The sequence below is a fragment of the Corallococcus aberystwythensis genome, assembly GCF_003612165.1.
GTDB classification, from domain to species: Bacteria; Myxococcota; Myxococcia; order Myxococcales; family Myxococcaceae; genus Corallococcus; species Corallococcus aberystwythensis.
In genome coordinates this window covers 1-21735 of sequence record NZ_RAWK01000010.1, presented here as the reverse complement: position 1 = coordinate 21735, position 21735 = coordinate 1, and the positions used below count along the sequence as shown (strand labels likewise).

The following is a 21735-nucleotide window of genomic DNA, read 5'->3' as shown; positions in this document are numbered from 1 at the left end:
GAGGGACATGGGAGGGTGGAGGCCCCTTCATCCTGCGCGAGGGGCCGCGGCGCAAGGCTCATTCCACGGGACGCTGGGCCTCTTCCCGCAGGGCGGGGCTGCGGCGGCGCAGGGTGCGGGCGGCGACGGTGACGAACAGGGCCCATGCGAGCCCGGCCACCCAGCCGCCGAGCACGTCCGAGGGGTAGTGCACGCCCAGGTACACGCGGGTGCAGCCCACCAGGACGGACAGGACCAGGGCGACGGCGAGGAGGTAGACCTTCACGCGGCGGTGTTCGGCGAACTGGGCCAGCAGCGCGCCCAGCGTGAGGTAGGTGATGGCGGACAGCATGGCGTGGCCGCTGGGGAAGCTGGTGGACATGGTCTCGGTGAGGTGGGGCACCACCGAGGGGCGCGGGCGGTGGAACAGGTTCTTGAGCAGCGCGTTGAGGATCCACCCACCGACGATGGACGACAGGACGAAGAGGCTGGTGCGGTAGCGGCGGGCCACCAGCAGGAAGCCGCACACGGCCGTCGTGATGAGCGACAGCACGGGGAAGCCGCCCAGGGACGTCACGTCGCGCGCGGTCTCCGCGAGCCACCAGGGGCCGCGAGGGAGCGCGGGGTCCTCCTCGCGGCGCAGGGAGCGGACGATGCGCTCGTCGATGTCCTGCGTGTCGCCTTCATGCACCTCGTCCGACAGGACGACGAACCCCAGGACGCACGCGACCACCAGCAACAGCAGGCCCAGAGGCCGCGTCACCATCACGTCCCAACCCGACAACACCCGCAACGGCCCACGTAACATGACCGTGACATAGGTCCTGCCGTGCGGGCGGGCACGGGCTTTCAGCAGGGAGTGTCGGACAGGCTCCAGGTGCTCAAGGAGGGTCCACGGACACGCCCACCGCCTCCGCGCCGGCCTCCTTCGCTCCGTCGAGGGCACGGATGAGGCGTGCGTAAGGGGCCCGCGCGTCCGGCTGGAAGAAGAGCTCACGCTGGCCCCTGGGGCGGGCCTCCAGGAAGGCCCGCAGGCGGGGCACGTAGTCCGCTTCGCTCACGGGCTCGCCGCCCAGCAGGAGCGTGCCCTCCGCCGTGAGGCGCACGAGGCCTGGGTGCAGCGCCTCCGACGGTGGGGAGTCGATTTCACCCTTCATGGGGAGCTGGAGTTGGAGCTCGGCTCGCATGAGCGGGGTGACGACCATGAAGATGATCAGCAGCACGAGGACCACGTCCACCAGGGGCGTGACGTTGATGTCCGACTGAAGTCCGGACTGGGGCTTCACCACGGCAGTGCGTCTGGAGTGCATGGAGGTCCGCCTCAGGGCTTCTTCATGGAGACAGCGAGAGACACCTTCCCCGCTCCGGCATCGCGCGACTGCCGCAAGACGCCCAGCACTTCGCCACAGGTCAGCGTTTCATCCGCCTTGAGGAGCAGCTTGCGTCCAGGCTGGCCGCGCAGCTCCTGCTGGATGCGCGCCTGGAAGGTCGCGGCATCCGGAAGGGCGTCACCGCCGACATACAGCGCCTTTTCGGCGGTGAGGGAGAAGACGAGCGGCTCGGGCTTGTCGCGTTGCTCACCCTGCGCGGCGGTGGGCAGGGTGACGTCCTTGCCGTCCTGGGCCAGCGGCGTCACGACCATGAAGATGATCAGCAGCACGAGCACCACGTCCACCAGCGGCGTGACGTTGATGTCCGCCTTCACTCCGCCCCTGCTGCCCACGGCCATTCCCATGAAACACCTCCGTGCGAGTCCGACACCATGGGACCACGGGCCCGGGTGGGCGTTGGCCTTGGGCATCCGGTGGTTCGGTCATGGTTGGGTCACGGTGCCGCGTTCTTCAAACGTCCTGAAAGGCGTAGGGCACGCTGGGGACGTGGGGTCTTGCGCGGCCCGCGAGGCACACGTCGGCGCCGGTCATGCGTCCCTCATCGACAGTGTTGAGGACGAAGCCAGGGCCTGAAGGGACGCCGTCGTCGAACCAGCGAAGCAGCAATTCGTGAGCGAAGTGGTCCAGGACAAGAGGGGCCGTCACCGCGTCCGCGAGCGCGTGGGCCGGCCTGGGCCAGTCGAGGGCACGCAGCGCCTGTTCCAATGGATCAGCCAGGTCGGGGAAGCGCTGAGCGTCCTCCATCCAATCGGCCCAGTCCTGTTCGAGCAGCGCCACGGCGTAGGCGCCGGGCAGGATGACTTCGTAGCGCACCTCGACGACGCCCGGTGTCCGCCAGTGCTGGCCGAAGTTCATGGTGCGCACGCTCAGGGCGCCCACCTCCACCGGGCGTCCCTCCACGATGTAGCTCGACCTGTGGGGTGGAGCGGCGAATTGGGGCCGCCACTCGTTCTGATAGGCCATGGTTCTTCTTTCGCATGAACAGTCGTCCTGGGTCATGGGCGCCAGCCGTACGCCCCTGGACGCTCCGGGCCGCGAGGCATTGTCAGGGGGATGTGGCCTGTTATCACCTGGGGACGTTCGCACCCGGGAGGCACCCGCACATGGCCATCGCCACCATCAGCCCCACCACGGGCAAGACGCTGCGCACCTTCGAGGTGCTTTCGTCCGAGGAACTGGAGCGCAAGCTGCAACGGGCCGCGGACACGTTCCGCTCCTACCGCGAGACGTCCTTCGCTGACCGCGCCCGCTGGATGCGCCGCGCCGCTGAAATCCTCGAGGTCGAGGCCGGGCGCTTCGGCCGAATGATGACGGAGGAGATGGGCAAGCCCCTGGAGGCCGCCAAGTCCGAGTCCATCAAGAGCGCCACCGCGTGCCGCTACTACGTCACCCGCGCGGAGAAGTTCCTGCGCGACTCGCCCATCGACGTGGACGGCGACACCGCCTTCGTGCGCTACCAGCCCCTGGGCCCCGTCCTGGCCATCATGCCGTGGAACTTCCCCTTCTGGCAGGTCGTGCGCTTCGCCGCACCCGCCCTCATGGCCGGCAACGTGGGCCTCCTCAAGCACGCCAGCAACGTGCCCCAGTGCGCCCTCGCACTCGAGGAAATCTTCCGCACCGCCGGCTTCCCTGAAGGCGCCTTCCAATCGCTGTTCATCGAGACGTCGGAAGTGAACCGCGTCATCGAGGATCCGCGCGTCAAGGCCGTCACCCTCACCGGCAGCGAGGGCGCGGGCCGCGCGGTCGGCGCCGCCGCGGGCCGTGCCATCAAGAAGGTCGTCCTGGAGCTGGGCGGCAGCGACCCGTTCATCGTCATGCCCAGCGCGGACCTGGACAAGGCCGTGCACACCGCCGTGTCCGCGCGCCTCATCAACAACGGCCAGTCCTGCATCGCCGCCAAGCGCTTCATCATCGCCGAACCCATTGCCCAGGAGTTCGAGCGCCGCTTCGTGGAGCGCATGAAGACCATGGTGGTCGGCGACCCCATGGACCCGAAGACGGACGTCGGCCCGCTCGCCACGCCCGGCATCCTCGAAGGGCTGCACGCCCAGGTGCAGGAGAGCGTGAAGGCCGGCACCCGGCTGTTGCTGGGCGGCAAGCCCCAGGGCGGCCCCGGCAACTTCTATCCGCCCACCGTCCTGGCGGATCCGCCGCCGAAGGCCCCCGCGTTCCACGACGAGCTCTTCGGCCCCGTGGCCACGCTGCTGCGCGCCCGCGACCTGGAGCACGCCATCGAGCTGGCCAACGCGACGCCCTTCGGCCTGGGCGCCAGCGTCTGGACCCAGGACGCGAACGAGCAGCGCCGGTTCATCGACGGCATCGACGCCGGCATGGTGTTCGTCAACGCGCTCGTCGCGTCCGACGCGCGTCTGCCCTTCGGCGGCGTGAAGCACTCCGGCCACGGCCGCGAGCTGGCCGACCTGGGCATCCGCGAGTTCGTCAACGCGAAGACCGTCCGCATCACCAGCGCGTCCGGCGCACCGCCGCCGTCGAAGCACGCGGGCGAATAGCCCCGCCCCGTCAGCGCGTCCGCACCCGGCCATCCACGGGTGCGCCGTGCACCTCTTCCAGCGCGGACGTCACGGCGTCCACCTCCGCGCCCAGCTGCTCCACGCTGTGGCGCAGCCCCGCGCCGGCCACGTCCGCGTCCGCCGCGTCCGCCGAGCGCACCCGCAGCACCTGGGCGTAGAGGTTCTCCAGCGTGTACGCCAGCCGCGTGTACTCGGCCTCCAGCCGGTCCGCGGCCCGGGTCAGCTCCGCGCGCTGGCGCACCTGCTCATCCAGCACCTGGAGTGCCGCGCGCAGCCGGTCGCGCACCACGACGTCCTCCTCCGCGGCCCAGCGCGTCTCCAGCTTCTTGCGCTCGTCCGCCAGCCGCTGCACGTCCTCAGGGGACGCCACCGTGCGCAGCTCGCGTTCGCGGCGGATGAGTTCGTGGCAGCTCTTGCGCAGGTCCTGCACGGTGCGCTCCGGAGAGCGCACCATCTCCTGCAACACGCCCTTCCCCGCGCGCAGCTCCGCGAGCAGCTTCTCGCAGACGGCATCCACTCGCGTCAGGCGCGGATCCGCCGGGACCTCCGGTGCCTTCGCCTGTTGCGTCAGCACCGGCGCGGACGGCTCCTCCACGCGCGTGAGCAGCGGGTTGTTGGCCGGGCGCAGGTGCTTCGCGGCGCCCTTGAAGAACCCTAGCGCCACGAACACGAGCCACCAGTATTGCTGCGGCAGCCGCACCACCGTGACGATGCACGCCAGCGCGACGATGAGCATCCCCACGCCCACCAGCGGGTTGCGCGAGGCCTCCTCCCGCGCCGCCTTCTCCGCGCGCTTCGCCTCGCGGTACGCCTGCTGCTGGGCGACGTACGCGTCGCGCTTGGCCTGCCGCTCCGCGCGACGCAAAGCCTCCTTCGACTCACGCTCCCACTGCTTCTCCCACCGCTGGCGCTCCCGCTCCGCGCCGCGCTCCCACTCCCGCTCCCAGCGGTCGCGCTCCTTCTCGGTGGGGAGGCGGCCCATCCGGCGCACCCACCCCTCCAGGGCCGCGTCCTTGCGCGCCCGTCCCTCCTCGATGGCCGCTTCCAGCCGGCGCAGGCGCTCGGCCGCGTCGTGGGGGGGCGAGGAGGCAGGCGACGCTTCGCGATCTCGGGGCACGAGGTGACGCTAACAACTTCTCCCCCCCTTGGGGACTGTCGCCAGTGGCCCCATAAGCGCAGGTGTTGAGCCATTGGCGCGCGGCGGGCAGGCGGACGCGGGCGCGCGGTGGTCCGCTGGGAAGGGATGCGGTACTGGGAGGGCACGATGACCCTTCCCACCGCCGCGACCCGCCGCTTCCAGTGGTTCAGCCAGGGCGTGCTCCTCTACACCCTGGGTGTCATCCTCTGGGGCGCGTTCGTGCGGGCCACCGGCTCCGGCGCGGGTTGCGGTGACCACTGGCCCGTCTGCAACGGCGAGGTGATTCCGCGCGCGCCCTCGCTCCAGACCCTCATTGAGTACACGCACCGGCTCACCAGCGGCCTGGCCACGGTGCTCGCCGTCGCGCTCTACGCGTGGAGCCGGCGCGAGTTCCCCAAGGGCCACCCCGGCCGCCGCGCGGCGTTCTGGGCGCTGGTGTTCATGCTCACCGAAGGCCTGGTGGGCGCGGGCATCGTGCTGCTCAAGTACGTGGCGCAGGACGCGCGCCTGGGCCGCGCGGTGTGGATGGGCGTGCACCTGACCAACACCTTCCTCCTGGTGGGCGCGCAGACGCTGGTCGTGTGGGCGTCCCGGGGCCGCGCGCGCATGGCGCTCCGGGGTCAGGGCACGGTGGGCGCGGTGCTGGGCCTGAGCGTGGCGGGCATGCTGGTGCTGGGCGTCAGCGGCGCGGTGGCCGCGCTGGGCGACACGCTCTTCCCCGCCACCAGCCTGGCGCACGGCTTCGAGCAGGACCTGTCGGAGGCGGCGCACGTGCTGCTGCGCCTGCGCGTGTTCCACCCCATCATCGCGGTGGCGATGGGCGCGCTGCTGGTGTTCGGCGGCCGCTGGGTGGCGCGGCTGCGGCCGTCACCGGACGTGCGGCGGGCGTCCGCGCTGCTCACCGGCGTGTACGTCGCGCAGCTGTGCGCGGGCGTCGTCAACCTGGTGCTGCTCGCACCCGTGACGATGCAGCTGGTGCACCTGCTGCTCGCGGACTGCGTGTGGATGTGCGTGGTGCGGCTGTGCGCGGCGGGGCTCGCGGAGGACGCGCCGCGCCTGGAGCCCGCGTCCGAGCCCGCGTCCGGCGTGGAGCCGGTGTAGCGCTCAGCCGCGCAGCCCCCGGGGCACCAGCACGCGCGCCACCGCCTCGAAGAGGCCGCTGACGAGCAGCGCGAGCACCGCCGCGGGCACCGCGCCCTCCAGGATGAGCCCCACGTCGTCCAGGCGGATGCCGGTGAGGATGGGCTGGCCGTAGCCGCCCGCGCCCACCAGCGCGCCCAGCGTGGCGGTGCCCACGTTGATGACCGCCGCCGTCTGGATGCCCGCGAGGATGGACGCCGCCGCCATGGGCAGCTCGATGCGCCACAGCCTCGCGCCGGAGGGCAGGCCCAGCGCCTCCGCGGACTCGCGCACCTCCCATGGGATGCCCTGGAGCCCCGCCGCAGTGTTCCGCACGATGGGCAGCAGGCTGTAGAGGAACAGCGCCGCGATGGCCGGCTTCGAGCCGATGCCCAGCAGCGGAATCATGAACACCAGCAGCGCCAGCGACGGCACCGTCTGGATGACGCTCGACAGGCCCAGCACGCCCTGCCCCAGGCGGGGGCGACGCGCGGCCACCACGCCCAGCGGGATGGCCAACGCGATGGCCGCCACCAGCGACAGTCCCACGAGGAACAGGTGTTCGCGCGTGCGCTGCCAGACACGGGAGGCCCGCCCGTCCGTGCGCACCTCCGTCGTCAGGCCCAGCGACGCTTGCAGGAAGTCCGACGCCACCTGCGCCTCCGGCACGTGCTCCAGCCGCGCGCGGGCGTTGAGCTTCACCATCTGCGCTTCCGTCAGCGAGCCCTCCAGCCGGCGCAGCGCGGAGACGGCCCGGGGTGCGCGCGTCTCCAGGTCCGCGCGGTAGAGGAGCACGGCGTCGTACGCGGGGAAGTGGTGCCGGTCGTCCTCCAGCACGCGCAGCCCGTAGGCGGCGATCTCCGCGTCCGTGGAGTACAGGTCCGTGAGCTGGATGGCCCCGCTCTCCAGGCCCCGGTAGGCCAGGTCGTGGTCCAGGCCGCGCACGTCGCGCTGGGGCAGGCCGTACGCGTCGCGCAGCGCGGGCCAGCCGTCGCCCCGCTGCATGAACTCGTTGCTGAAGCCCACGCGCAGCTCCGGGTGCGACTTCAAATCCGAGATGCGGCGGATGCCCAGCCGCTCCGCCTCCGCTTCCTTCATGCCCAGCGCGTAGGTGTTGTTGAAGCCCAGCGACGCGCTCATCCGCAGCCCCTCGTCCTCGAGCGCCTTCCGCAGCGCCGCGTCGTCCGGCAGCGCGCGGCCCACGAGCAGCTCCTGGCGCAGCGTGCCGGTGTACTCGGGATAGACGTCCAGCTCGCCCCGGCGCAGCGCTTCCCACAGCACCGTGGTGCCGCCCAGCTCGCGCCGGTGCGAGGCCCGCGCGCCCGCGTCCTTCGCCACCTGCGTCACCAGCTCCCCGAGGATGACGGACTCGGTGAACTTCTTGGAGCCCACGCGCACCTCGGGCCCCGCGCCGTCGGCGCTCTCGCACGCGGCGCCAAGCACCAGCAGCAACACCAGCGGCAGCGCGCGCATCACCCGGACCTCCGCAGCGGCAGCGGGCGCTGCGCCTGGATGAACCGGGTGACGAACGGCTCCGCGGGCCGCGCCTCCAGGTCATCCAGCGTGCCCTGCTGCACCACCTGACCATCGCGCATCAGCACGATGCCGTCCCCCAGGTAGGCCGCCTCCGCCAGGTCGTGGGTGACGAGCACCACCGTCTTGCCCAGCCGCTCGAAGATGCCGCGCAGGTCCGTCTGGAGGTCATGGCGCACCAGCGGATCCAACGCGCCCAGGGGTTCGTCCAGCAGCAGCACGTCCGGATCCAGCATCAGCGCGCGCATCAACGCCACGCGCTGCCGCTGGCCTCCGGAGAGTTCGCCCGGCAAGCGCTCCAGCGCCTCCGCCGGCAAGCGCGTCAGGTCCATCAACCGACCCAACCGCTCGCGGATCCGCGCCTCCGGCCAGCGCAGGTGCCGCGCCATCAGCGTGACGTTCCGCGCGCCGGTGAGGTGCGGGAACAGGCCGCCGCCCTGGAGCGCGTAGCCCACGCGGCGGCGCACGGCGAGCAGCGCGTCCTCATCCTCCGGCAGGGGCTTCCCGTCGAAGAGCACGCGCCCCGTGTCGGGCCGGAGCAGGCCGTTGAGCAGCCGCAGCAGCGTGGACTTCCCGCAGCCGCTGGGGCCGATGAGCACCGTGGTGGCGCCCTTCGGCAGACCCAGGTTCAGCGGGTGCAGGGCCTGCGCGGCACCGAAGCACTTGGACACCCCTTCCAGGAGGAACACGGACGCCACGTCCCTTCAGCGCGGAGCGAACACGCCATTGCAGGCGGTGGGAAAGGGGAAGGAAACACTCGCGGGGAGGCTGCACGCCGCGAACAGGCCCCAGCCCTTCCGGTCCACGCCGCCGGCCCAGACCTGGACGTCGCCGCCCGGCGCGGGCGCGGTGAAGCGGAGACAGCGCGTGGCCAGGCCTTCCACGTAGCAGTCGCGCATTTCCACCGGGCCCGCTCCGGGGAGCGCGTCGCGCAGCTCCTCCACGCTCCGGTCACGCCAGCGCTCCACCTGGGCCGCGCCCGGCTGCACCGGCTCGAAGACGCTCCAGGAGAAGGTGGACGCGGCACAGCGGATCCGCCCCGCGCGCGTCGTCGAGTCCGCGAGCTCGCACCCCTCCGGCATGAACAGCAGCCGCCAGGGCAGCCGGGGCGGCGTGATGAGGGATGACGGCGACAGCACGTCGCCTTCCGGGTTGCCACGCGTGGCCAGGTACGCGAACAGCTCCAGGCACCGGCCCAGCCCCGCGCGGACGTTGTCACGCACCACGCAGCCCAGCTGCCGCACGTGGCCCGCGGAGGGCGTCACCGCCGTGACGTAGCCGCCCACCTCGCAGGGTCCGCCGCCGTTCGCACCGGAGCACTGTTCGAAGCGCAGGGACGGGTGCGGCTGTCCCGCGAGCGGCAGCGCTCCCCGGGCCTCCGTGAGCACCGGGCCCAGCCGCGCATGGACGCGCGCACGCCCGGACTCCACGGCTTGCGCCTCGCTCAGGCCGGGCTGTTCATGCAGCCACACGGCGAGCCCGCCGCAGCGGTACGTGCGCGACGTGGCGCTGTCTGGAAGGGGGACGCAGCCGTCGAAGAGGGGGCGCGCGTCGTCGACGAAGGGGCCCGCGGGCGTCGCGCCCACGGCCGGCACCGCGGGGGCCACCGGCACGGTCGCCTGACACGCGCCCAGCAGTGCCCCGAGTGCCACCCCCACCGCCGCCAGTGCCATGCGCATCCGCGAGGGATTAGGCGCCGGACCCGGCCGAGTCAACCGGCCCGTCGGCCCGACGCCCACCGCGCTACACACGCGGGTGCTACTTCTTCAACTGCTTCTCGAGCTCCTTCGCCTGCGTCTCGTTGCTGGCGACGACGCTCTCGGTGTCGCTCAGGAGCGCCAGGAAGCCGGCGTCGTTCTTGTACTCCTTGCGGCCCTCCTTGAGGATGTCCTTGCCCTTCTTCTGGTCCTCCGCGATGCGCGTCAGGAAGGCCTTGTCGAACTCGGGCCCCTGCTTCGCCTGGAGCCTGGTCATCTCCTCGTTCGTCTTGTCGATGGCCTTGCCCAGCTTCTCGCCGGTGCCCTTCATCTTCTCCTGGTAGCCCTCCTGCACGCCGGAGCCACCCGTGCCCGTCTGCTCCTCGGAGGTGATGTCGCTGTCGCTGAGCGCGCTGACCTGCATCTTCTTCTGCTCGGCCCAGGTGCGCAGCGAATCCTGGCTCTTCTCGTGGTCCTCGCGCAGCTTGGTGGCGAACTCCTTCACCTGGGGATCCGTCGCCTGCTGCTCCGCGAGCCGCGCCATCTTGATTTGACGGTTGTTGAAGACCGCCAGCTTGCCCACGTACTGCACGCGCTTGGCGGCGGCCTCGCCCACGGCCTTGCCCTGCTTCATCTGCTCCTTGTCCTGCTTGGACTCGCCCTCGTCGGCGTGGGCCGCGAAGCCCATCAGCCCCGTCACGACCGCCGCCGTCACCGCACTCGCCTTCCAATTCATCTTGCCCATGGTCTTGCGCCCCCCCGCCTCCGCGGATGAAAGATTGACGGGAGCAAGGTGTGGACGCGGAAAGCCGTTGCCAGGGCCGTCTGGCCGAGCGCCCCACCCTCGCGGGCACGAGGCCCTTGGGGATGAGCGCGCGTCACTCCATGGACAACAGGCCGCGCACCACCGCGCCGCGCGCCGGCGCCGTGGCCTGCGCCCAACCGCGCAAGAGCGCCAGCACCTCCGAGGAGAAGGCCGGCGTGTCGAGCAGCGTGACGGTGGTGGCCGTGCCGCCCGTCTGCGCCTGCTCGAAGCGCGCGGTGAGCCAGCACGCCCCGGCGCTCGCGCCCTCGGGCACCGTGCGCGACACCTCCAGCTCCAGCAGCGCGGAGGGGCCCAGCCAGCCTTCCGCCCAGCGCAGCCGCCGCTCCAGCAACGCGCTCAGCGATGCGTGCGCGGCCGTGGCCTCCAGTGCCGGGGGCACGCCGTCGTGGGACGGCAGGTACACCTCGCGCAGGAAGGGCGGCTCGCGGGTCAACGCGTGCGCCGTCGCGCGCAGCCACAGGCGGCAGTCGCGCAGCACGTCCGCCGAGGGCGCTTCGAAAGGAGGCAGCGGGTGGCGCGTCGCGGACCGGCGGCTGCCCTTGCGGTCCGCCTCCACCTCCACGAAGGGGGACACGCGCGCGCGGCCCTCCACTTCGCCGTCCACCTCCAGGCCCAGCCGCTCCAGCCGCAAGCCCCGGCCCAGGCCGCGCCACAGGTCCACGAAGGCCGCCGCCAGCGGCGCCGCGTTCGCGACCGAGTACGGCCGCCACTCCACGCGCTGACACACCACGCGCGCGGACGGCACCCGCGCCCCGGGAGGCCCCAGCCCCAGCGTCAGGTCCCCGCCGCCCACCGCCACGCGCGCGGCCAGCACGTGCCGCACGGAGCCCTCCAGGAGCCACACCTGCAGGGCGCCCCGAGGCACCGCGCCCTCCACGTAGCGGGCGCCCAGCAGCCAGAGCTCGCCCTGGATGAGCACCTCCTCGCCCCGAGGCGCGTGCAGGTTCGGCTTCGAGTCCTGACAGCCCAGGACCCAGGCCCCGCGGCCCTCCTGGACCCAGCGCACCCGAAGGCCCTCCGGCAACGCCTCCAACGCGCGCCGCGTGGCCTCCGCCTCGCTCATCCCTTCCGCCATTGGGCCCCTCGAACCAAACAGCGCTACGGTATTCTTACGTAATAGCTGTGATTAGGGGCCGGTGTCAGCTCGTTTTTCGCGGTTTCCCGAGTGGGTACCGGGCAACCCTGTGGGTTTTGTAGGGCAGGAGCCCCCTTCCGGAGCCGCAGCGCCCCAACTGGTCCGACAGTCGGACCAGTTGAGCGCCGCCGCCGCCGTCAGGGGGTGGGGGGCCGGGGGCCGTAGGCGCGGTTCAGGAGGGCGTCGCTGGAGAGGCCGGGACTGGCCTTGGCGGCTTCGACGTCCAGGCCTTCGCCGTGGCCGCGGCCCTGGCCTTCGAAGCGGACCTGGGGTCCGTCGAAGGAGGCGCGCTGGGGGCAGGAGGGGAGCTGGAGGCCGGCGCGCAGCGTGTCGCACGGCAGGGAGCGCGCGTCCTCGTAGGGGGCGGCGGGGGTGCCTTCGGTGCGCAGGTAGCGGACGCGGCCGGACTCGAAGCGCAGGGAGACGAGGTTCGTGCCCAACAGGGACTCCACCTGGGCGCGGGAGCGGACTTCGCTCCACGGGGTGGAGCCGCCCTGCGAGAAGGTGAGCCACGCGTCCCACTTCAGCGGCGGGAGCTGGAGGGCGCGGGTCTCTTCCGGGCGGATGCGCACGGTGCCCCGGAAGGCCTGGCAGTGGGTGGTGTCGCAGAGGGCGCGGCCGGGGTGGCGGGTGGCGGCGTGGCGTTCGTTGTGCGCGGCCACCCGGGCCAGCGCGACGCGGGCTTCGCCCTGGAGCGTGACGTCCTCGGCGGCGACGACGCCGGCGGTGTACTGCACGCGGGTGGTGCGGAAGACGAAGTCGGACCCGCGCCGGGCCTTGAGCGCGCTGGGTGTGGTGGGCACGCCGGGCGGCGGGCGGTACGGCGGAGGCGTGGACCAGGTGAAGACGCCCGCGTAGTCGCGGCCTCCTTCAGGGCCGCCCGGGAAGCGCACGCGCCAGGGGCTGCCCAGGCAGACGGCGGGGCCCTTCGCGGTGAGCGCGTCCAGGCGTGAGAAGTCCGCTGGCGCGGCGCGCGGGAGGCCGTTCTCCAGTGAGAAGCCCGCGCCCGAACAGCGGGCCTCCACGGTGGTGGAGGGAAGCAGGCCAAGCACCTGCACACGCGCGGCGTCCAGTCCCACCTGCCGGCGCACGCGGGCGAGGAGCGCGGGGAGCTCATCCACGAAGTGACGGGGCATCTTGCCGGGCCGCACGATGACCGCGACGAGGTCCGCGTCCACGGCGGCGATCCATCCGAACTGGGGACGGCTCGCGGCGTCGCGCACGGTGCCTGTCTTGGTGGCCACGCCCTTGAGCGCCTTCGACGTGGACAGGCCGCTGAGGGTGCCTTCATCCACGTTGCCGGTGAGGAGCGCGAGCACGTCCGGCCGCGCCTCCGCGAGCAGCCGGTACGCCTGCGCCATGCCCCAGGGGGACAGCCCGTGCGCGGAGCGGAGCCCGATGGCCTCCGTCATGTCCGAAGGCAACCCGGTGAGGCCCACGGCGGAGAGCACGGGGCCCCAGACGCCAAAGGCCTTCGGCGCGTGGCCGGTGGCTTCCCAGTCCAGGAACCAGCCATTGCAGGAGCGCAGCAGCGCGAGCCGCGCATCCACCTTCGGAGGCAGGTTCGCGCCGCACGCCCACTCCTGCACGCCCCGGCGCGGCGGGAGCAGCGGAGGCGCGCTGGAGTCCGCGACGGGCCCGGTCCCCGCCGCGTACAGGAACGGCTTGAGCGTGGAGCCGTAGGGCACCGCGCGCCGCACGTCTCCCTCCGAGAACAGCACCTCTCCCGAGTGCCGGCTCACCACCACCGTGGCCGCCTCGGGTGCGAGCACCGCCACGTCCGCCAGCTCCTCCACCGTCAGGGGCGCCGCCCACCGTGTCCCGTCATGACACTGGCGCAGCCTGCGCGTCAGCGCGGCGGGAAACCCCGTGTGCTCTCCGAGGATGCGCGCCAGTCCCCGCCTCGCTCGCGGCGTGTCCACCGCCGGTGCGCTGGCCACCTCCTTCGCGGCGCTCGACAGCGATTGATAGGGCCCGTCACGCCACGCGGACAGCTCACCGCTCACCGTCAGCGCGAAGGCTTCATGGAAGAGCCGGTCCTCACTCGATGCGGGGCAGGCCCACCACAGCAACTGGTGCGCGAGCTCATGGCGCAGCGCCGTGCGCGTCCTCGCGTCCAGCGTGCCGGGCGTGTTCTGCCGGAGTTCCACCACGCCGGGCCGGCCCTGCGCGTTGCGCTCGGGCGCGAGCGACGTGCCCTTCTGGAGCGTCACGGTGGCGGGGGCCCTCGTGGGAAGGCCACCCGCTTGCGCCGCGTACTGCGATTCCAATGACGTCCAGGCGGCCTGGGCCTCGCGGCGCAGGCCGGCTTCAGGCGTCACATCCCCCCGCGTGACGAAGGTGGGCGAAGCCGACAACAGCACGGCGACGGCGACGGCCCACCCCATGGGCTACAGGTCACTCACGGACGTCTTCGAGGGCACCACCGTCAACACGTCCGACGCCGTGCGGCCCCGGATGCGCGCCGAGTACATGTCCTCGATGGTCGCGGGCGGCGCCGCGAACGTGCCCGCGAACTGCGCGCGCATCACGTAGCCCACCGTGCGCGGGCTGTCGCTCCACCACGCCGGCTCCTCGAAGAAGAACGTCGCGTGCGACGGGTCCAGCTGCCGGCGCTTGAGCGCCTCCGGAGCCAGCGGCAGCGAGTGCGGCGCCCCCCGGAAGGCCTTGTCCTCCTGGAGCGGAACGAAGCCCGCCGGCACCGCGTCCTCCACCACGTAGTACGCCGAGCGCGCCCGGTTCTCCCCGCGCGCGTCCAGCGTCAGCTCCACGTAGACCTCTTCGCCCTGCGTCACCTGCACGCCCGCGTCCAGCTTCACCTTCCCGCCCTCGCGCAGCACGTAGTACGCGCGCTCCACGGACATCCCGTTCACGCGCGGCTGTACGTCCTTGAGCGGCGTCATCGCGGCGGCGCGCAGCGTGGCCACGCCGTCGAAGCCGCCCACGTCCACGGTGCGCGTCCCCGCCGGCAGCGTGGCGACCAGACCCATGCCGCGCGGCGAGAACTTCACCGGCGCCGAAGCGCCCTTCACCTCCGGCGGCGCCATGCCCTTGAACGCCTTCGCGTCCCGCTCCACCAGCCAGAGCGAATGCAGGAGCGCCGTGCTCCGGTCGAAGGTGGACAGGCCCGGCTCGCTCAGCATCTCCAGGATGCGCTTGCGCGCGCGCGTGACGTCCAGCGACCCGAACGACGCCGCGTGCGCGGTGATGGCGGTGAGGCCCACGCGCCGCAGCGGGAAGCGGTAGAACGCCTCGGGCGTCTCCGCGTCGCCCTTGAGCCCCGCGAGCTTCGCGAAGCCCTCGCCGCTCTCCTTCACCAGCCCCTGGATGCGCGCCTGGAGGCCGGGCTCCTTCATCACGCCCGCCTTCTCCGCGGCCAGCACCGCGAGCGCCAGCGTGTACAGGTCCCCGGGCTTCGCGGCCTCCACCAGCGCGCGCACCCGCGCCGCCTGACGCGGGCCCTGGAGGCGCGCCAGCACGTAGGCGCGCGTCGCCTCGTACTCCGGCGGCAGGCCCTCCTGCGCCTCCAGCCACTTCGCGCTCTCCGAGATGCGCACGTCGTCGCGGTCCACCAGCCCCGCCTCGGACGCGTACGCCAGGCCGTCCAGCGCGATGAGCGTGAGCGGCAGGCTGGGCTCGCTGTAGCCGCCGAACCAGGTGAAGCCGCCGCCCTTCACCGCGAGCCCCAGGATGCGGGCCGTGCCCTGCACGGAGCGGCTGCGCGCCTCCGCCAGCAGCGCCTGCGATTCGGGGTCCAGCTTGTCCAGCGCACCCGCCTTCTGGAGCACCTGGTACACGGCCACGTTGGGCACCGTCGTGGAGACGAGCTGCTCCAGGCACCCGTACGGATACGTGAGCAGCTCGCGCACGTTGGTGAGCGCCGCGTCCACCGTGGAGGGCTGGAGCACCAGCTCCACCCGCGTCAGCGCGGACGCCGCGGGCGCCTCCAGCGACAGCGCCCCGCCGCCCCACGCGCTCACCTGCACCGCGTCCTCCACCGAGGCCGGCGCCACGTCGAAGCGCTTCAGGTCACGCAGCGGGTCCTTGCCGCCCGTCACGTCCACCGCGAGCTGCGCCGGGCCCGTCTTCGCCGCGCGCAGCGTCACCGGCACCACCTGTTCACCGCCCTGGCCCAGCTCCACCTTGCGCTGGAGCGCGTCCGCCTGGAGGGAACCGCCCGGCTGCAACCGCACGTCCAGCAACTGGCTGCCCTTGGACTTCTCACCGGCGGCGAGCCGCACCGACGCGAGCGCCTCGTCGCCCTCGCGCAGGAACTGCGGCAGCGCCGCGTAGAGGTTCAGGCCGCCGCGCGAGGCGAACTCCGCCGTGCCCTCGCCGAAGCGGCCGGACGTGTCCGCCGCCACCGCCGTCACCACCCACAGCGTCTGGTTGGAAGGCAGCGTGAAGCGCACCGTCGCGCGCCCGTCCCGGTCCGTCACCACCGCCGGGTCCCAGTGCGCCGTGTCCTTCTCCAGGTCCTTCACGTTGCGGCTGGGCGGCTTGATGGACGCGAACGCATGGTCGGGCAGCCCGGCCATCTTGCGCGCCAGCTGCTCGCCGTAGCCGTAGCCCTGGAACTCCGCCGAGTAGAAGCTCGTCACGTTGTCGCGCGCCGGCGGATAGAAGAAGTCCAGCACGCCAGGGCGGAACTCGGACTGGATGGCGTAGACGGCCTTGTCCACCACGCCCACGGACAGCTGCGCGGACACGCCGTTGCCGTCGCTGTCCGTGACGCGCACATCGATGGCCTGCTCCGTGAGCGGCAGCGCCTCCGCGCGGCGCGGCTGCAACGCCACCGTGAGCGTGCGCTCCTTGGGCACCACGCGGAAGGCCACCGTGCGCTCCTCCCAGCGGCCCGTCGCCGTGGGGTACGCCACGGACGCGTACACCGCGCTGCCGAAGCGCTTCTCCACCGGGAACGAATGCACCAGCGTGCGGCCCGTGAGCTTCACCACCGAGGTGCCATACAGCCCCGCGCCCGTCAGCGTCACCCACACGGGCCCCGCGTCCCGGCCGCCCTGGCCCCAGCCATCCGGCAGGAGCGCCACCAGCTTCGCGCTGTCCCCCGGCGCCAGCGTTCCGGACAGCGACGCGAGCGTGAGGTTGGGCACCTGCGCCACGGGCTCTTCCGCGCCGCCGATGACGAGCAGCGACTCCTCGCCCGTCCACGCCTCGCCCTTCTTGTCCTTCACCGTCACGCGCGCGACCACCGCGCCCACGTCGGACGTGGGCACCTTCTGGCGCGACGTGCCGTCCTGCTGCGTGGTGAAGGCCTGCTTGCCCAGCGGCTTCTCGCTGCCGTCCGCGCGGCGCAGCACGAACTCCACCTCGCCCGTGGTGACGCCATACGGCTTGCCGGACAGCGTGGTGGCGCGCACGGACAGCTGCGCGTCCGCACCCTTCTGCACCACCGCGTCCGAGTAGCGCGCCACGCCCATCACCTCCACCTTCGACAGGAAGAAGGCGGCGGTGGCGTTGGCGAACGTCTCCTGATCATCCCGCGCGCGCACGGTGAGGCTGTAGCGGTACGGCAGCCGCTCCTCGCCCGGCTTGAGCGCGGGCACGGCGACCTCCACCTCGGCCTCGCCGTCCTCGTCGAACTCGCTCGCGCTGGACCACGGGTCGTCCGTGGATCCGCGCTCCGCGACGGACGAATACAGGCGCTCCGGCACGCTCAGCTTGCCCTCGCTGCTGCCAGCGGTGCCGTACGTCACCGCGCTGCCCTGGCCGCCACGGCCGGAGTCGTCCACCCACGCGGGCGCGTCCAGCAGGCTGCGGTAGAGGAACACCTCGTACTTCGCGCCCTTGGGCACGCCGCCCGCGTAGCGCCGCGCGCGCACCGTCACGCTCACCGTCTGGCCCGGCACCACCGTCTCCGACGCCGGCTGCACCTCCAGGTAGAACGTGGGCTTCACGTAGTTCTGCACACGCGCTTCGCCCTGGTAGGGGTGCGTGTCCAGGTCCGCCTCGATGCGCAGCACGCCCGTGCCCAGGTCGTCCGGCACCTTGAGCGTGCCATTGAACGCGCCGAAGTCGTCCACCGCCGCGCGCGTGACGAGCTCCCGGCCCTCCTGCGACACCAGCTTCACGCGCACGTCGCGCTTCTTCGGCGTGAAGAGGCGCGCGAGGAACGTGTCCGGCTGACGGACGAGCCCGCGGAACTTCACCTCGTGGCCCGGCTTGTAGATGGGCCGGTCGCTGTAGATGAACACGTCCGGCGCCACCGCCAGCGCGGAGTAGAAGTCCGTGTCCACGATGGCCGTGTCCTTCCCGGCCGTCACCGTCGCGATGACGCGCGGCTCCGTCACCGCGAGCGTCACCTCGCCCTTGTCGTCCGTGGTGCCCGTGGGGCCCTTGCCCGTGGGCAGGTACACCTGCACCTGCGCCCCCGCGCGCGGCTGCTGGTCCCGCCCCGCCACGCGCACCAGCACCTGGCCGTCGGTCTGCTTGAGCTGCACGGTGACGTCGCTGACGACGAGCACCACCTGCCCCTCCACCCGGCCCTGCACCAGTTGGAGCACGTACATGCCCGCGGGCAGCGGCGCGAGCAGCACGCGGCGCTCCTGGAAGCCGCTGCCGCTGCCGCCGGTGTCGAAGCCCGGCACGTTGAAGTCGCGGTTCGCGCCGCCCAGGTCCAGGTTGAGCCACTGGCTGCGCACCACGGAGAAGCCCGGCGGCGTGCCCACCAGCTTCTCCGGCCCCTCCGCCACCTTCGCCAGCGGCTCGCCGGACGAAGACTCCGGCGGCGGCTTCGGCAGCGCTTCACCCACCTCCTGGCGGAAGTCCGGCGACAGCGCCTCCATCAGCACGATGCCCGGCGAGCGCACCGCGTTGAGGCCTCGGCTCAAACCCCGGCCCGGGTTGAGCAGCGTGGGCGGCGTCTCATACGCGCGCCGCAGGTCGCCCTGCGCGCGGATGAACGCGTCCAGGTTGGCGGGCTGGAGCACGCGCAGTTCGACAGGGCCCTTGTCCTCGAAGGCGACGTCCACGGCCACCGGCTCGCCGCTGCCATAGGAGCGCGGGACGGTGATGTAGAGCGGCTTGGCCAGCGCCACGCCGGACAACAGGAGCGCGGCCAGCGCCGCGAAACGCACGGAGGTCTTCATGTCCCGAACCCTTCCGACAGCATGACGTAGCCCTGCACGTTGCCCCGGAAGCCCAGGTACGGCAGGGCCTCCAGGTCGCGGCGGGCTGCTTCGATTTCAGGAGGTGCCGCCTTGGGCATGGGCGCCGAGCGGTCCACCCGCGCCTCGGACGTGAAGCCGTCCATCGCGAGCCCGCTGAGCAGCCGCCCCGTGTTGATGCCCAGCATCACCGTGGAGGGCGCGCGCAGCCCCGCAACCACCGGGCCCGCGGCGTTGAGCATATTGGGCGCGCGGCCTTCGCACGCCTTCTGGAGCCGCTCCACCTCCTGCGGGCCCGTGGCCAGCACCACGTGCTTGCACAGCGTGGCGCGCGTCAGCGTCCGAGCGCCGCCGGAGAACAGCGCGGAGAGGCCCTCCGCGTCCTTCTCATCGCCCCACAGGAGTGCCAGCTCCGGCTCCAGTGACGCGTTCCCGCGAGGCGTCCACACCAGGGCCACCTGGCGCGTGCGCGTCCGGGGCTGGCCCTCGTTCTTCCAGAAGGCGTTGAGCTGCGCGGGCTCCAGCGACTCCGGCAGCGTGAGCTGGAACGCGAACAGCACCGGCGTGTCCTCCGGCACCAGCTTGAGCAGGTTATCGGAGAGGGGCTTGCCATCATAGGCGCGCCCGTCCGGGCGGAGCTTCCCGGCGATGCCCTTGGCCACCAGCCGGTCGCCGTCCACGCGCAGTTGCAGGCGCGTGTCCTCGCCCAGCCCCAGCACGTGGGTGAAGAGCTGCGCCTCGCGGCCGTAGGCGTTCGGGTCGAAGCCCACCTCCACGTCCACGCCGTCATCCGCGTCCAGCTCCGGCAGCGGCGTGCACAGCGCCTGGAGCACCACCACCGGATGCCGCGACAGCACCAGCCGGTCCGCCGTGCGCGCGGCCCACACCGTCTGCTCCGCGACGAGCCAGCGCGACAGGTGGAAGCCGCCATCCGGCACCTTCTCTCCCATGCCGGAGGGGCAGCGCTCCGCGACCATCTCCCCGCGCTTCGCCACGGCGTCCAGCGCGTCCCACGCCGCCTGCGACGTCTTGTTCGCCTTGGGGACGAGGAGGGCTGGCGTGCCCACGCGCGCGTCGCCGGAGAACCACACCGTGCGGAACGGCGTGTCGAGCAGCTGCCCGGCGACGACGTCCAGCACCGCGCCCTTGAAGGACGCCTTGAGGTCGGTGCCGGTGGAGCCCAGGAACGCGGCCCAGCCGCTCGCGAAGCCCTGGCCCAGCGGCTTTTCCCACTGCGCCTTCAACCACGCGTTGCGCGCCAGCGCGTCGCGCACCTTCGCGGGCGAGTGCACGTCCACCCAGATGGCGGGGAGCGCCGTGGCGCCGGGCACCTCCATCTTCGTGGGCTCGGAGGACACCTCCGGCATGCCCTCCACGGTGGCGCCCGCGGACGGCGGGCCCTTGGGCTCACCCGAGGAGAAGGCGGGGCCGGAGCTGCCGCCACTGCTCTTGCGGCCGATGACGAAGGCCCCCACGCCCACGCCCACGACGATGGCGCCGATGAGCGCGATGCGCACGGCGGACGAGGGACCCTTGCCTCCGCCTCCAGCGGGGGGCGGCGGGCTCACGGGAGACGTCATGACATCCACTCCTTGAAGCGGAAGAAGCCGAGGAAGGAAGCGTTGGCCGGCACGGGGCGCCACTCCAGCGGCGCCTCGGTGGCGAGTGAATCCAGGATGCCGGTGCGCACGCGCGCGCCAGCCTCACCGGGGTGGTAGACGACGCGCGCGGGTGCATGGGCCCGGTCCTCCGGGCGCACCACGAGCATCAGGTGGAAGACGGGGCCCGCGTCGTGCTCCTGGCGGAAGGCCACCACGTCCCCGGTGCGAAGCTGCTCGCGCGCATCCACGCCCCGGCCCAGCGGAACGAAGCTGCGGCTGATCAGCGTCTCCGCGTCCGCGAAGTCGGAAGGGGTGCCGCGCGTGTCCTGCCACAGCGGGGACGAGAGCCGTTCCGCGGCCACGCGCCGGTACGCCGTGCGGTACGCGTAGCGGATGAGGCCCGCGCAGTCGCGCTGCGCGGGCTGCCACGCCGCGTCCGGGGCCTTCACCTGCGCGAGCGCCACCTGCGCGACCTCGCGGCGCAAGAGCCGTGCGCGCGTTTCAGGAGACACCGGCTCCGGTGCGATAGACGCGGCTTCGCGCGCAGGGGACACGGGAGGCGTCCCGGACGGAAGCGGGGCCGCGTGTAGCAACAACGTAAGCATCAGGACGCGCATGGCGGGGCCGTGCCGGGAGCGCCGGTCGCGTCAGTAGCCTTCTTCCCCTTCGCCTTCGCCGCCGCCGCTCTCGCCGTCGCCACTCTTCTGGAGCTCCTTGACCGCCTCCTCCAGGTTCGTGGGCCAGCCCTTGCCCTTGGGCTTTGGATCCGCGGACGGCACGTACACCTCCGCCTGGCCGTCTCCCAGGATGTTCACCCACGCGAGCACGCGCGTCGTGCCGGGCGTCGCCAGCGGGATGCGCACGCGGCGGCGGACCTCGCCCGGCGTGCCCTCGAAGAGCGCCAGGTTGAGCGTGGCCACCGTGTGCGCCTTGTCGCCGCTGGGCCAGTAGTTCGTCGCCACCAGGTACACGCCCTTCGGCGGCGCGCGGTGGATGTAGAGGTACGGACCGTAGGCCGGCTGGTCGAAGTCGCCGCCCTGCTCGTTGAGGAAGAACGTGCCGCCGGACGGGCTCTCCGTGTTCGCCCAGTACACGTGCGCCATGGACGACACGTTCAGCGTGTCGCCCGCGCTGCTCGCGTCCGTGGGCTCGTAGATGTGCAGGTCCGTGTAGACGCCGTCCGTGTCGCTCGTGAGGATGGCCTTGAGCGGCACCGGGGGCACCTGCGCGTAGCTCGTCGCCTGCGTGCGCGCCGTGCCGCCCTTGTTGGTGGCCATCACCGTCACGACGTTCTTCCCGCTGGCCGCGGGGAACTTGCGGCTGAAGCGCCCGCCCTCCGTGCGCATGAGGTAGCGGTCGCCGTTGATGGACACGACCACGGGATCCACCGTGACGTCGCTCACCGTGCCTTCGATGCGCAGCATCCGGTCCACCGTCCACCCACCGGACGGCGCGCTCAACACCACCGTGGGGACCTTGTCACCCCGGCCAATGGGCACACCCTGCTGACGAGCGTTGGCCGGCGGCGCCGTCTGCGTCAGCAGCCCGGCGAGAAGAACGGAGAGCATCATGGAGCCTGGGAGCCTGGGAACCCGGAGTGGGGTGCGCGAACCGCGTGTCCGCGAAAGGACACAGCGTGCGGCAAGCCCCCGCCCCTTTTC

The 21735-nt window shown here is 72.3% G+C and carries 17 protein-coding genes; 2 read left to right on the top strand and 15 right to left on the bottom strand.

Going from position 1 to position 21735, the window contains the following annotated elements; translation table 11 throughout:
• Positions 1–58: 58 nt before the first annotated feature.
• The 4 genes from D7W81_RS02695 to D7W81_RS02680 all read right to left on the bottom strand — a co-directional run bounded on the left by D7W81_RS02695 (position 59) and on the right by D7W81_RS02680 (position 2225).
• Positions 59–787 carry a phosphatase PAP2 family protein gene (locus D7W81_RS02695; RefSeq protein WP_167508025.1) on the bottom strand — a complete coding sequence of 243 codons (729 nt, stop codon included), beginning with the start codon at positions 785–787 and terminating at the stop codon, positions 59–61.
• Positions 788–860: 73 nt separating this feature from the next.
• The gene (locus D7W81_RS02690) at positions 861–1289 is read right to left on the bottom strand and encodes an ExbD/TolR family protein (protein ID WP_120553731.1); all 429 of its coding nucleotides are present in this window, start codon (positions 1287–1289) and stop codon (positions 861–863) included.
• An 11-nt stretch (positions 1290–1300) separates the two neighbouring features.
• A complete protein-coding gene (locus tag D7W81_RS02685) occupies positions 1301–1714 on the bottom strand; it encodes an ExbD/TolR family protein (protein ID WP_120553730.1) in 414 nt (137 codons plus the stop codon).
• A 106-nt stretch (positions 1715–1820) separates the two neighbouring features.
• A complete protein-coding gene (locus tag D7W81_RS02680) occupies positions 1821–2225 on the bottom strand; it encodes a hypothetical protein (protein ID WP_244226930.1) in 405 nt (134 codons plus the stop codon).
• Between the two features lie 248 nt (positions 2226–2473).
• On the opposite strand from D7W81_RS02680, the gene D7W81_RS02675 reads away from it, so the two are divergent.
• Entirely contained in the window at positions 2474–3880 is a 1407-nt protein-coding gene (locus D7W81_RS02675) for an NAD-dependent succinate-semialdehyde dehydrogenase (RefSeq protein WP_120553728.1), read from the top strand.
• A 10-nt stretch (positions 3881–3890) separates the two neighbouring features.
• Here D7W81_RS02675 and D7W81_RS02670 read toward each other — a convergent pair whose 3' ends face one another.
• Complete coding sequence (locus D7W81_RS02670) at positions 3891–5018, bottom strand: AAA family ATPase (protein WP_120553727.1); 1128 nt, start codon at positions 5016–5018, stop codon at positions 3891–3893.
• 147 nt (positions 5019–5165) lie between these two features.
• Here D7W81_RS02670 and D7W81_RS02665 point away from each other — a divergent pair, with 147 nt between their 5' ends.
• Positions 5166–6140: a COX15/CtaA family protein gene (locus D7W81_RS02665; RefSeq protein WP_120553762.1), complete on the top strand. Its 975-nt coding sequence runs from the start codon at positions 5166–5168 to the stop codon at positions 6138–6140.
• 3 nt (positions 6141–6143) lie between these two features.
• Here the strand turns inward: D7W81_RS02665 and D7W81_RS02660 are convergent, their stop codons facing one another.
• The 10 genes from D7W81_RS02660 to D7W81_RS02615 all read right to left on the bottom strand — a co-directional run bounded on the left by D7W81_RS02660 (position 6144) and on the right by D7W81_RS02615 (position 21642).
• A complete protein-coding gene (locus D7W81_RS02660) occupies positions 6144–7631 on the bottom strand; it encodes an ABC transporter permease/substrate-binding protein (protein WP_120553726.1) in 1488 nt (495 codons plus the stop codon).
• Complete coding sequence (locus tag D7W81_RS02655; RefSeq protein ID WP_120553761.1) at positions 7631–8380, bottom strand: ATP-binding cassette domain-containing protein; 750 nt, start codon at positions 8378–8380, stop codon at positions 7631–7633. The genes D7W81_RS02660 and D7W81_RS02655 overlap by 1 nt, the downstream gene beginning before the upstream one ends.
• A 15-nt stretch (positions 8381–8395) precedes the next feature.
• Entirely contained in the window at positions 8396–9370 is a 975-nt protein-coding gene (locus tag D7W81_RS02650; protein ID WP_120553725.1) for a hypothetical protein, read from the bottom strand.
• A gap of 79 nt (positions 9371–9449) precedes the next feature.
• Complete coding sequence (locus D7W81_RS02645; RefSeq protein ID WP_120553724.1) at positions 9450–10133, bottom strand: DUF4142 domain-containing protein; 684 nt, start codon at positions 10131–10133, stop codon at positions 9450–9452.
• Between the two features lie 133 nt (positions 10134–10266).
• The gene (locus D7W81_RS02640) at positions 10267–11289 is read right to left on the bottom strand and encodes a hypothetical protein (protein ID WP_120553723.1); all 1023 of its coding nucleotides are present in this window, start codon (positions 11287–11289) and stop codon (positions 10267–10269) included.
• Between the two features lie 197 nt (positions 11290–11486).
• A complete protein-coding gene (locus tag D7W81_RS02635) occupies positions 11487–13736 on the bottom strand; it encodes a hypothetical protein (RefSeq protein WP_120553722.1) in 2250 nt (749 codons plus the stop codon).
• A 3-nt stretch (positions 13737–13739) separates the two neighbouring features.
• Positions 13740–18455, bottom strand: a complete 4716-nt coding sequence (locus D7W81_RS02630; RefSeq protein WP_120553721.1) for an alpha-2-macroglobulin family protein — start codon at positions 18453–18455, stop codon at positions 13740–13742.
• On the bottom strand, positions 18452–20053 hold the full coding sequence (locus D7W81_RS02625; protein ID WP_167508024.1) for a hypothetical protein: 1602 nt from the start codon (positions 20051–20053) through the stop codon (positions 18452–18454). Before D7W81_RS02625 ends, D7W81_RS02630 begins: the two co-directional genes overlap by 4 nt.
• Positions 20050–20691: a DUF1175 family protein gene (locus tag D7W81_RS02620; RefSeq protein WP_120553719.1), complete on the bottom strand. Its 642-nt coding sequence runs from the start codon at positions 20689–20691 to the stop codon at positions 20050–20052. Before D7W81_RS02620 ends, D7W81_RS02625 begins: the two co-directional genes overlap by 4 nt.
• A 30-nt stretch (positions 20692–20721) precedes the next feature.
• On the bottom strand, positions 20722–21642 hold the full coding sequence (locus D7W81_RS02615) for a DUF2135 domain-containing protein (RefSeq protein WP_120553760.1): 921 nt from the start codon (positions 21640–21642) through the stop codon (positions 20722–20724).
• Between the last annotated feature and the right edge of the window lie 93 nt (positions 21643–21735).